Origin of the sequence: Achromobacter sp., assembly GCF_049647645.1 — a bacterium.
Taxonomy (GTDB): domain Bacteria; phylum Pseudomonadota; class Gammaproteobacteria; order Burkholderiales; family Burkholderiaceae_B; genus Achromobacter.
Genome location: NZ_JBARYB010000219.1, coordinates 110,550 through 122,106, shown reverse-complemented (window position 1 = coordinate 122,106; position 11,557 = coordinate 110,550). Strand labels below are relative to the sequence as shown.

Sequence of the window (11,557 nt, the reverse complement as noted above, 5' to 3'; positions counted from 1 at the left end):
GGCGGATGCCTATAGTGAACTCAGATACCCCGATCCAGCACCGAATCCGTATGCCACTATCCCCCCTCTACATAGGCTGCGCCTCCGGATTTTCCGGCGACCGCAGTGACGGCGCCGCCGCCGTGGTTCGTACCTTGATCGCCCGAGGCGGCGGCGTGCTGATCTACGAAACGCTGGCCGAACGCACGCTGGCGCTGGCCCAGCTGGCGCGTAACGCGGATCCGGAGCGCGGCTACGAGCCCTTGCTGGACGAGCTGGTCGGCCCCGTGCTCGGCGACTGCCTGCGCCACGGCATCAATATCGTCGGCAACTTCGGCGCGGCGAACCCCGCCGCCGCAGCCAGACGCATTGCCGCGCTCGCCCGGCAACAAGGCCTGCCCGCGCCCCGCATCGCGGTGGTGCACGGCGATGCGCTCGCGAGCGGTGCGCAGCGGGAATTGCTGCGTCAACGCCTGGGCGGCGCGCTGGACGGCTTGGACGTGGTCAGCGCCACCGCCTACCTCGGCGCCACCGAGATCGCGGAGGCGCTGGCTGCCGGCGCGCAGGTGGTGGTGGCAGGCCGCGTGTCCGACCCCTCCCTGACGCTGGGCCCGGCCCTGGCGCACTTTGGCTGGGCCATGGACGATTGGCCGCGCCTGGGCCGCGCCACCATGGCCGGCCACATGCTGGAATGCGGCTTGCAGGTTACCGGCGGCTACTTCTGCGTGCCGGGCCTCAAGGACGTGCCGGACGTGCACGCTGCGGGCTTTCCCATCGCCGAGATCCATGCCGACGGCGAGTTCGTGATCGGCAAGGCAGACGGCACCGGCGGCATGGTCGACGCGCGCACGGTCAAGGAACAGCTGCTGTACGAAGTGCACGATCCCGCGCGCTACCTGACGCCGGACGTCGTCGCCGACCTGAGCCTTGCCACAGTGGCCGACCTAGGCGGCGACCGGGTGGCGGTGCGCGGCATCACCGGCCATGCGCGTCCCGATGAACTCAAGGTCAACGTTTGCTACCACGGCGGCTGGCTGGCCGAGGCCGAGATCTCCTATGCCGGCGTGCAGGCCGAGGCGCGCGCGCGCCTGGCGGCCGACATCGTGCGCAGGCGCCTGGACCCGGCGCTGCGCCTGCGCGCTGACCTGATCGGCGCCATCAGCATCCTGGGCGACGATGCTGGCGAAATGCTGTCCCGCCAGCCCGACGTCCATGGGCGCGACGTGCGCCTGCGCATCGCCGCCGAACACATGGACCGCAAGCTGGCCGAGAGCGTGCTGCGCGAAGTCACCGCGCTCTATACCTGCGGCCCGGCCGGCGGCGGCGGCGTGCGCACCGCGCTGCGGCCGCGCCTGAACATGATGTCCTGCACCCTGCCACGTGGCGCCGTGCCCAGCGGCTGGACCTTCCTGGAGGAAGCCCCGCAATGAATCCGCCGCTGATCGCGGTCCCCTTGTACCGCCTGGCCCACAGCCGCTCGGGCGACAAGGGCGACATCTCCAACCTGAGCCTGATCGCCTGGGACCCTGAATGCTACGAGGTGTTGGCCGCCCAGGCCACCGAAGCCCGCGTCGCCGCCTGGTTCGCCTACCGCCATCCCCGGCGCGTCACCCGCTACACGCTGCCCACGCTGCACGCCATGAACTTCGTGCTTGAAGGCGTGCTGGACGGCGGCGTCAACGATGCCCTCAACCTGGACACGCACGGCAAGAGCCTGTCCTTCAGATTGCTGGACATGACGGTCGAGGTCAGCCCGGCGCTGGCTGGCCGGCTGCCAGACATACCCGGCGACCGCCCCGCGGCCGCCTGATTTCAATTCCTATAAGAACCCCACAGGAGACACACATGCGCATTGCTACCAAAGGCCGGCTGGCCTTGCTGCTGGCCGCCGCCCTGCCCTTGAGCGCCATGGCCCAGTTCCCCGCCAAGCCCATCACTTTCATCGTGCCGTTCGCGGCCGGCAGCGCCACCGACCAGATCGGCCGGGCCATCGGCCAGGGGGTCACCGAACAGACCGGCCAGGCCGTCGTGATCGAGAACAAGCCCGGCGCCAGCGCGATGATAGGCGCCGCCGCCGGCGCCCGCGCCGCCCCCGACGGCTATACGGTGCTGATCACCACCAATACCACGCACGCCGCCAACGAACATCTGTACAAGACGCTGACCTACAACCCGGTCAAGGACTACGCGCCGCTGACCCTGCTGGGCAAAGGCGGCCAGATCATGGTGGTGAATCCCGGTTCGCAGGCCAAGACCGTCGACGACTTCCTGGCCCAGGCCAAGCAGTCGCCCGGCAAGCTGAGCTTCGGCAGCGGCAGCTCCAGCAGCCGCATCGCCGGCGAGCTGCTGCAGCAGATGGCGGGCGTGCAGCTGCTGCACGTACCGTACAAGAGCAACCCGCTTGCGGTCACCGACCTGTTGGGCGGCCAGATCGACATGATGATCACCGACACGGCTACCGGCCTACCCCAGGTCAAGTCGGGCAAGCTGCGCGCGCTGGGCGTCACCGGCCTGGCGCGTTCGCCGCTGGCGCCGGACGTGCCCACCATCGCCGAAGCCGGCGTGCCGGGCTATGAAATGGGTTACTGGTTTGCCGCCTATGCGCCGGCCGGCACGCCGCCGGAAGTCATCAAGCGTCTGAACGAGTTGCTGGTCAAGGCCACGGCAAGCGCGCCGGCCAAGCAGTTCTATGCGCAGACGGGCACTGACGCCGCCAGTTCCACCCCGGACGAGCTCGCGAAGTTCCAGCAGGCCGAGTCGAAGAAATGGGGCGAAATCATCAAGAAGGCCGGCATCCAGCCTGAGTAGGCCGGAACAGCCGGGGGCGGCGGTGTACCGGCGCGCCGCCCCGCAGTCCTGCGCGGCGCGAATACACCACCGCCCTCTGACCCGCAAACAGACCTGCTTGAAACCTCGGTGCCGTCCTCTCAGAAAGTGCCGGGATAGGCGCCGCCGTCGGCCAGCACGTTCTGGCCGGTGACGTAACCCGCATGGACGCTGCACAGGAAGGCGCAGATGGCGCCGAACTCCTCCGCGTTGCCAAAGCGACCGGCCGGTATCGCCGCCTGGCGTTGGGCGCGCACGGCTTGCGCATCCTGCCCCGTCTTGGCTGCCGAAGCCGCCAGGGCCGAGCTCAGCCGGTCGGTGGCGAATGCGCCCGGCAGCAGATTGTTGATCGTGACGCCGCGCGCCGCGATGTCGCTGCGCGCCACGCCCGCCACGAAGCCGGTCAAGCCGCTGCGCGCGCCGTTGGACAGGCCCAGGATGTCGATCGGCGCCTTGACGGCGCTGGAAGTAATGTTGACGATGCGTCCGAAGCCGCGCTCGGCCATGCCGTCCACCGTGGCCTTGATCAGTTCGATCGGCGCAAGCATGTTCGCGTCGATCGCGCACAGCCACTGCTCCCTGCCCCAATCCCGGAAATCCCCGGGCGGCGGGCCGCCCGCATTCGTGACCACGATGTCGTAGTCGCGGTGCGCGGCGAACACGGCCTCACGGCCTTGCGGCGTGGTGATGTCGGCCGCCACGGCCTTGACGAAGGCCTTGCCGTCCGGCCGCGCCTGCAGCAGCTGCTGCCGCGCGGCCTCGAGGGCGTCGGCGCCGCGCGCGACGATCACCACGTTGACGCCTTCGCGCACCAGGGCCAGCGCGCAGCCATAGCCCAGGCCCTTGCTCGCGCCGCCCACCAGCGCGGTCCTGCCGGTAATGCCCAGATCCATTTCTTGCTCCCTGTCGTTGTTTGCAGTCCATTGACGCATGCCGGATTTCCCGATCAGCGCCTTGAACGTTGCATTGTCGCGCTTCATCAGCGCCGTGTACGCCTCATGGAAGGCGGTGTGGCTGCACTTCGCGCCTGTGCCGTATAGCGCCAAAAAACAAAAACCCATCGCATCGCCGCGATGGGTTTCTGGTTTGGGGCCTGCGCCGGGACTTATTTGTCCACGAATGCCCGCTCGACCACGTAGTCGCCCGGCTGGCCCACGCCCGGCGACACCGTGAAGCCGCGCTTGTCCAGCATGGCGCTGATATCGGCCAGCATATGCGGGCTGCCGCAGATCATGGCGCGGTCGGTTTCCGGGTTGATCTGGGGAATGCCGATGTCTTCGCACAACTTGCCGTTTTCCATCAGTTCCGTGATGCGGCCCTGGTTGCGGAACGGTTCACGCGTGACCGTCGGGTAGTACACCAGCTTATCGCGTACCACATCGCCGAAAAACTCGTTGTTCGGCAGCTCTTTTTCGATGAAGTCGGCATAGGCCAACTCGCTGACCCAGCGCACGCCATGCACCAGGATGACCTTGTCGAAGCGTTCGTAAATGTCCGGGTCCTTGATGATGCTCATGAAAGGCGCCAGGCCGGTGCCCGTGCCGAACAGGAACAGGTGCTTGCCCGGCTTCAGGTCGTCAACGACCAGCGTGCCCACCGGCTTGCGGCTGACCAGGATGGTGTCGCCTTCCTTCAGATGCTGCAGGCGCGACGTGAGCGGACCGTTCTGCACCTTGATGCTGAGGAACTCGAGGTTCTCTTCATAGTTGGCGCTGGCGATGCTGTAGGCCCGCAGCAGGGGCTTGCCTTCAACTTCCAATCCGATCATCACGAAGTGGCCATTGTGGAACCGCAAGGCCGAGTCACGCGTCGTGGTGAAGGAAAACAGGGTGTCGTTCCAGTGGTGCACGCTTAGTACGCGCTCAGTGTTGAAAGCAGCCATGTCGTATCAAATTAGGGCGACCGCCCCGGGCAATGCGCCCGGCTTGTGCCGCTGGGTCATTCCGTGCCGCAAAAAAGACGCGGCCGGCATTAGGGTTGACCCTATTCTACAGGGTCTCGATGATAACTGCTCTCATTATTCCGTAATACGCTTATGCCGTATTGATGGGGATCAAGCCTTAAGTCCGCCTGACTTACTAGTAGTTGAACGCCGCTTTGCTTCCTGTTATCGTCGCGTTCTCATTTGATAATCATTTTCGTTAGCAGACCGTTTTGAGCAGTGGAAGGCCTGGACATCCGGGATTTCCACTGCAGCCCTAGCCGGAGCACCTCCTCATGAACAAGCGTCCCCAATTGAATTCGCTGCTGCGCGCCCTGGCGCTGGCCGGCGCCGCCGCCTTCACCGTGTCGGCCAACGCCGCCGAGGAAGTCAGCCTCTACACCACTCGGGAACCCAAGCTGATCCAGCCGCTGCTGGACGCCTTCACCAAGGAAAGCGGCATCAAGGTCAATACGGTCTTCGTCAAGGACGGCCTGCTGGAACGCGTCAAGGCCGAAGGCGCCAAGTCGCCCGCCGACGTCCTGATGACCGTGGACATCGGCAACCTGCTGGATCTGGTCGACGGCGGCGTGACTCAGTCGGTCAAGTCGCAAACCCTGGAATCCGTCATTCCGGCCAACCTGCGCGGTGCCGACGGCAAGTGGTACGCCCTGTCGCTGCGCGACCGCGTGCTGTACGTGGAAAAGGACCTGAAGCTGGAAGCCTTCCGCTACGAAGACCTGGCCGATCCCAAGTGGAAGGGCAAGGTCTGCATCCGTTCGGGCCAGCATCCCTACAATACCGCGCTGGTCGCCTCCATGATCGCGCATGACGGCGCCGAAGCCACCGAAAAATGGCTGCGCGGCGTCAAGGCCAACCTGGCCCGCAAGGCCGCCGGCGGCGACCGCGACGTGGCCCGCGACATCCTGGGTGGCATCTGCGACATCGGCCTGGCCAATGCCTATTACGTGGGCCACATGAAGAATGCCGAAGCCGGCACCGACGCACGCAAGTGGGGCGATGCCATCAAGGTCATCCGCCCGACCTTCGCCAACGCCAAGAGCGGCGGCACGCACGTGAACGTCAGCGGCGCAGCCGTGGCGGCCCACGCGCCCAACAAGGCCAACGCGATCAAACTGCTGGACTACCTGGTGTCCGAACCCGCCCAGGCCATATATGCGCAGGCCAACTATGAATACCCCGTCCGCAAGGGCGTGAAGCTGGACCCCGTGATCGCCAGCTTTGGCGAGCTGAAGGTGGACCCGCTGCCGCTGACCGAGATCGCCAAGCATCGCAAGCAAGCCAGCGAACTGGTGGACAAGGTCGGTTTCGACAACTGATAAGCCCGTGGCACGCCACGCCTTGCGGCGCGGCGCGACCATGTGGCAGTGACACACGCGCGGGCCGCGCCCAGGCCAGCGCGTAGGGCCTGCTCCCTTTTCTGGAGGGAGCAGGCCTTGCCATTGATGCAATCGACTTGAAGCATGCACACTGATTCTTTGCCGCGGCCGCTGCGTCTGCGCTGGACTGAACGCGGGGCCGGCTGGCTGGCCGGCGCCGCCCTGATCGCGCTGGCCGTCTTGGCTCCCGTCCTGACGCTGGGCTGGTGGGCGCTGGGCGGTGATCTTTCGCATTGGCAGCATCTGGCCAGCTATGTGCTGCCTCAGGCGCTGGCCAATACAGCCTTGCTGCTGGCCGGCGTGGGCGTGTTGGTCACGCTGCTGGGCACGGGCGCGGCCTGGCTGGTGACCGCCTACGACTTCCCCACCCGCCGCGTGCTGACCTGGGCGCTGCTATTGCCACTGGCGGTGCCGACCTACATCATCGCCTTCGCCTATCTGGACCTGCTGCACCCGATAGGCCCGATCCAGAGCGGGATCCGCGCGGTGCTGGGCTACGACAGCCCGCGCCAGTTCCGCCTGCCGGACCTGCGTTCGATCTACGGCGCGATCTTCGTGCTGGGTTTCGTGCTGTATCCCTACGTCTACCTGAGCACCCGCGTCATGTTCATGACGCAGGCCGCGAGCCTGCTGGAAGCGGCACGCACGCTGGGCGCCGGACGCGTCGCCGTGTTCTTTCGCGTGGCCCTGCCCCTGGCCCGGCCCGCCATCGTGGTGGGCGTGAGCCTGGCGCTGCTGGAAACGCTGAACGATATCGGCGCCTCCGAATTCCTGGGCGTGCAGACGCTGACCGTGTCGGTCTACACCACCTGGGTCACGCGTTCCGACCTGGCTGGCGCGGCCCAGATCGCGCTGACCATGCTGGCGATCGTGATCGGGCTGATCCTGCTGGAACGCCATGGACGCAAGCGCCAGCGTTACGCCAACACGCAGCGCATGCGCCCGATGCAGCCGCGCCGCCTGCGCGGCACCGCTGGCGCCATAGCCGCAGTACTAGGCTGGATCCCGGTGCTGGCGGGTTTCGTCGCGCCCGCGCTCTACCTGATCGTGGAAACCTACAAGCGCATGCATCTGGTTGGCGGCGTGTCGCAGCAACTGCTCAACGGCTTGAGCAATACGCTCATCGTGGCCTTCAGCGCCACCATCGTCACTTTGCTGTGCGGACTGATCGTTGCCTGGGCCGGACGCACGCTACGCGAAAGCTCGGGCTTCAACCCCGGCCGCGCCTGCGCGCGCATCGCCAGCCTGGGCTATGCGGTGCCCGGCACGGTACTGGCTATCGGGCTGCTCACGCCTTTCGTCTGGATCGACACCGCGGTCGCCAAGGTATTCGGCGGCACCGGCCTTTTCCTGATGGGGTCGATGGGCGCGCTGGTCTGCGCCTACGCGATCCGCTTCCTGGCGATTTCAACCGGCGCGCTGGAAGCCGGCCTGGCCCGCATCCCGCCGTCGCTGGAGCAGGCTTCGCGCCTGCTGGGCGAAAGCTCGGCCGGCACGCTGCGCCGCGTGCATCTGCCGCTCCTGCGCCCGGCACTGGCGGCCAGCGCCCTGCTGGTGTTCGTGGACGCCATGAAGGAACTGCCTGCGACGCTGCTGCTGCGGCCCATGAATTTCGACACGCTCGCCACCTGGCTCTACGCGGAAGCCGCCCGCGGCACCTATGAAGAAGGCGCCGTCGCGGCGCTGGCCATCGTGTTGGCCGGCCTGTTCCCCGTCATCCTGCTGGCGCGCACCAATCTGAAAATGGGACATTGATCACCGTGCCCGATCTGTTAGAACTCGATCACCTTTCCCTCGCCTACGACACCCCGGCGGGACTCAAGCCCGTGGTGCAGGACCTGACGCTGGGCCTGCCCGTCGGCCATATCGGCTGCCTGCTGGGCGAGTCCGGCTGCGGTAAGACCACGGTGCTGCGCGCCATTGCCGGCTTCGAGCCGGTACGGGCCGGACGCATCCTGCTGGACGGCACGGTCATCTCCTCGCCCGCCGTGCAGGTGGCGCCCGAGCATCGCCGCGTGGGCATGATGTTCCAGGACTACGCGCTGTTTCCGCACCTGTCGGTTGCGCTGAACGTGGCCTTTGGCCTGCGCAAGTTGGCCCGCCCCGAGCGCGCCCGGCGGGTCGAGGAAATGCTGGAACTGGTGGGCCTGGCGCATGCCGCCAACAGCTATCCCCACGAGATTTCCGGCGGTCAGCAACAGCGCGTGGCGCTGGCGCGCGCGCTGGCGCCCTCGCCCGACCTGCTACTGCTGGACGAACCGTTCTCCAACCTGGACGTGGACACGCGCGAGCGCCTGGCGTTCGAAGTGCGCGACATCCTCAAGACCACCGGCCATACGGCCATCCTGGTGACGCACAACCAGGCGGAAGCCTTCGCCATCGCCGACCGCATCGGCGTCATGTCCCAGGGCAGCATCGCGCAGTGGGATACGCCCTATAACCTGCACCATCATCCCGCCAGCGACTTCGTGCGCGATTTCATCCGCCGCGAAGCGCTGGAAGAGCGGCGCGAGCAGGCCTACGCCCGCGGCCGCTGAGTCTGCGCCGGCCGCTCAGTCGGCCGACAGCTTCACCTTCTGCGACAAGGCCTTGAAGGCCTCGTGCTGGCTTTGGGTCAGGCGTTCCACTTCCTGCGGCGTGGAACCGTAGGGCATGAAGCCGGCCTGCTCCAGCTTGGTCTTCACTTCCGGCAAGGCCAGCGCCCATTGGAAGGCTTCGCTCAGGGCACGGGTCACCTCCGGCGACATCTTCGCCGGGCCATAGACCGCGAACCACGGATCCACCACGGCAGCCTCGTAACCCAGCTCGGCCAGCGTCGGCACGTCCGGCAAGGCCGGCGCGCGCTTGCTGCCGGTCACCGCCAACGCATGCACCTTGCCCGCCTTGATGTGCGGCAGCGACGCCGGCAGATTGTCGAACATTACCGGCAGGTGCCCGCCCAGCAGATCGTTCAGACCCTGCGCGCTGCCCTTGTACGGAATGTGCTGCATGCCGGCGCCGGTCAGCTGGTCGAACATCACGCCGGCCAGATGCATGGAGGTACCGGTGCCCGGCGTGCCGAACGAGGTGCCCGGATGCTGCTTGGCGTAGGCCACCAGGTCCTTGACGCTATCGACCTTCAAGGCCGGACCGACCTCCAGCACCACGGTGGACGCGCCCAGCATGCTGACGCCCGTGAAATCCTTGGTGGGATCGAACGGCATGGACGGGTAGACGAAGGGGTTTAGGGCGTTCGTGGAAATCGCGCCGAAGCCAATGGTGTAGCCGTCGGGCGCAGCCTTGGCCACGGCGTCCATGCCGATGTTGCCGCCTGCGCCCGGGCGGTTTTCGACGATGACAGGCTGGCCCAGCTTTTCGGCCACTTTCTGGCCAGCCGTGCGCGCCACCAGGTCGGTGGTGCCGCCCGCCGTATAGGGCACGATGAAGGTGATGGGCTTGGCCGGATAGCCGGCGGCGAGCGCGGCCGATGCGCCCTGGATCAGCGCCAGCGCGGCCAGGCCGCGCAGCGCATTGAATGTGTAGCGATGCATGATGTCTCCATCCCGGTTTGTTGTTGGGTCGGGAGGCGCATCATACCGCCGGCCGCGCCGCGCTTGCGCGGCCGGTGTGCGTGCAACTTCAGGCGCGCGGCTCGGGCAGCGGGATGTATTCGGTCTCGTCGCCCGGCACGATCTGGTCGAAGCGGTTGCGCTGCCAGTCCTGCTTGGCCTGTTCGATGCGGTCCTTGTTGCTGGAAACGAAGTTCCACCACACGAAGCGCGGGCCATCCAGGGGCTCGCCGCCGATCACGGCAAAGCGCGCCGCGGTCTTGGCGCGGATCTGCACGGGCCGGCCGGGCGCGAACACGACCAGGCGGCCGCTTTCGAACTCCTGGCCGTCGATCTCGACCGTGCCTTGCGCCAGATAGGCGGCGCGCTCTTCGTGCTCAGCCGGCAACACCGTGGTCGCGCCGGCCTGCAATTGCAGGTCACCATAAAACAGCGGCGACAACGTCTTCACCGAGGACGTCTTGCCGAACAGCGAACCCGCCACCACCTGGGCGCGCACGCCCTCGCCTTCAACGACAGGCTGCGCATCCAGCCCGTAGTGGGTGAAGCCCGGATCGGTCTCTTCATGCTCCTTCGGCAGACCCACCCAGATCTGCAGGCCACAGAGGCGCTGCACGCCCTGGCGGCTTTCAGGCGAGGAACGTTCCGAGTGCACGATGCCGCGGCCGGCCGTCATCCAGTTGACCTCGCCAGGCAGGATGGTCTGGGTATTGCCCGCGCCGTCGCGGTGCACCATGGACCCTTCGTACAGGTAGGTCACGGTGGACAGGCCGATATGGGGGTGCGGGCGCACGTCTATGCCGCTACCGGGCGCAAACTCGACCGGACCCATGTGGTCCAGGAAGACGAACGGCCCGACGGTGCGGCGCTGCGCGGACGGGATGGCGCGGCGCACGGAAAAACCGCCCAGGTCGCTGGTGCGCGGCACCACGACGGATTCAATCTGGCTTTCGCCGGCTTCGGACAAGGTGGACATGATCAGACTCTCCGGGTTGTGGGGCCAATAGCCATCTTAAGGCCTGCCGCTTGCATGGAAAAAACAAGGCGGGCGGGCTTCATCAGCCCGCCCGCCCAGGGTCGTTACGCCAGGTCGAACACCAGGACTTCGGCATTCTTGCCGCCCGAGAGCTCCACACGGGTCTCGTCGGTGATGGCGAGCGCGTCGCCGGCCGAGAGCTCGACACCGTTGACCGTCAAGCTGCCGCGGGCCACATGCACCCAGGCGCGGCGGCCAGCGGCCAATTCCAGCGCGGCGGACTCGTCGCCATCGAACAGGCCGCCGTACAGACGCGCGTCCTGATGGATCTTCATCGAACCGTCAGCGCCATCCGGCGACACCAGGGCCTGCAACCGGCCACGCTTCTGCTCGTCGCTGAAGCTGCGCTCTTCGTACTCCGGCGCGATGCCGGCGACGTCGGGCTCGATCCAGATCTGCAGCATGTGCGTTTCGCGGTCCGACAGCGGATTGAATTCCGAATGCATCACCCCGCGGCCAGCGCTCATGCGCTGCACGTTGCCGGGCTGGATGGTCGAGCCGCTGCCCATGCTGTCCTTGTGGGCGATCGCGCCGTCCAGCACATAGGTGATGATCTCCATGTCGCGATGGCCATGCGTGCCGAAGCCGCGGCCGGCCGCGATGCGGTCATCATTGATCACGCGCAGGGCGCCGAAGCCCATGTGGGCCGGATCGTAGTAGTTGGCAAAGGAAAAGGTGTGAAACGAGTCCAGCCATCCATGGTTGGCGTGACCCCGTTCAGCAGCGCGGCGAGTGGTAAGCATTGCGGACTCCTGTTTCAATAATGTGAATGGTTGTGCAGCCTGCTTTCATCACCCTCGTTTTGAGGGGAGCCGCTGCACCACCGGCATGAGTGATATTGTGCGCG

General features: G+C 66.6%; 11 protein-coding genes. 6 read left to right on the top strand and 5 right to left on the bottom strand.

Features of this window, described 5'->3' with window-relative positions; translation table 11 throughout:
* Nucleotides 1-50 precede the first annotated feature (50 nt).
* From WBB14_RS25975 to WBB14_RS25965, 3 genes are read left to right on the top strand one after another with little or no spacing between them, the layout of a single operon-like run.
* On the top strand, nucleotides 51-1,409 hold the full coding sequence (locus WBB14_RS25975; protein ID WP_424242316.1) for an acyclic terpene utilization AtuA family protein: 1,359 nt from the start codon (nucleotides 51-53) through the stop codon (nucleotides 1,407-1,409).
* The gene (locus tag WBB14_RS25970) at nucleotides 1,406-1,789 is read left to right on the top strand and encodes an AtuA-related protein (protein WP_424242315.1); all 384 of its coding nucleotides are present in this window, start codon (nucleotides 1,406-1,408) and stop codon (nucleotides 1,787-1,789) included. The genes WBB14_RS25975 and WBB14_RS25970 overlap by 4 nt, the downstream gene beginning before the upstream one ends.
* Nucleotides 1,790-1,824: 35 nt before the next feature.
* A complete protein-coding gene (locus WBB14_RS25965) occupies nucleotides 1,825-2,787 on the top strand; it encodes a Bug family tripartite tricarboxylate transporter substrate binding protein (protein WP_424242314.1) in 963 nt (320 codons plus the stop codon).
* 119 nt (nucleotides 2,788-2,906) lie between these two features.
* On the opposite strand, the gene WBB14_RS25960 is transcribed toward WBB14_RS25965, so the two are convergent.
* Entirely contained in the window at nucleotides 2,907-3,698 is a 792-nt protein-coding gene (locus WBB14_RS25960) for an SDR family oxidoreductase (RefSeq protein WP_424242350.1), read from the bottom strand.
* Nucleotides 3,699-3,910: 212 nt separating this feature from the next.
* Nucleotides 3,911-4,687, bottom strand: coding sequence for a ferredoxin--NADP reductase (locus WBB14_RS25955; RefSeq protein WP_013393972.1), 777 nt, complete (start codon nucleotides 4,685-4,687; stop codon nucleotides 3,911-3,913).
* 335 nt (nucleotides 4,688-5,022) lie between these two features.
* On the opposite strand from WBB14_RS25955, the gene WBB14_RS25950 reads away from it, so the two are divergent.
* From WBB14_RS25950 to WBB14_RS25940, 3 genes are all read left to right on the top strand, one after another.
* On the top strand, nucleotides 5,023-6,066 hold the full coding sequence (locus WBB14_RS25950; protein ID WP_424242313.1) for a Fe(3+) ABC transporter substrate-binding protein: 1,044 nt from the start codon (nucleotides 5,023-5,025) through the stop codon (nucleotides 6,064-6,066).
* A 144-nt stretch (nucleotides 6,067-6,210) separates the two neighbouring features.
* Nucleotides 6,211-7,881: an ABC transporter permease gene (locus WBB14_RS25945; protein WP_424242312.1), complete on the top strand. Its 1,671-nt coding sequence runs from the start codon at nucleotides 6,211-6,213 to the stop codon at nucleotides 7,879-7,881.
* 5 nt (nucleotides 7,882-7,886) lie between these two features.
* Nucleotides 7,887-8,663: an ABC transporter ATP-binding protein gene (locus tag WBB14_RS25940; protein WP_424242311.1), complete on the top strand. Its 777-nt coding sequence runs from the start codon at nucleotides 7,887-7,889 to the stop codon at nucleotides 8,661-8,663.
* Nucleotides 8,664-8,678: 15 nt separating this feature from the next.
* On the opposite strand, the gene WBB14_RS25935 is transcribed toward WBB14_RS25940, so the two are convergent.
* The 3 genes from WBB14_RS25935 to WBB14_RS25925 form a co-directional block, all read right to left on the bottom strand.
* The gene (locus WBB14_RS25935) at nucleotides 8,679-9,656 is read right to left on the bottom strand and encodes a tripartite tricarboxylate transporter substrate binding protein (protein ID WP_332015060.1); all 978 of its coding nucleotides are present in this window, start codon (nucleotides 9,654-9,656) and stop codon (nucleotides 8,679-8,681) included.
* A gap of 88 nt (nucleotides 9,657-9,744) precedes the next feature.
* Entirely contained in the window at nucleotides 9,745-10,650 is a 906-nt protein-coding gene (locus tag WBB14_RS25930; protein WP_424242310.1) for a pirin family protein, read from the bottom strand.
* A 104-nt stretch (nucleotides 10,651-10,754) separates the two neighbouring features.
* The gene (locus tag WBB14_RS25925; RefSeq protein WP_424242309.1) at nucleotides 10,755-11,453 is read right to left on the bottom strand and encodes a pirin family protein; all 699 of its coding nucleotides are present in this window, start codon (nucleotides 11,451-11,453) and stop codon (nucleotides 10,755-10,757) included.
* Between the last annotated feature and the right edge of the window lie 104 nt (nucleotides 11,454-11,557).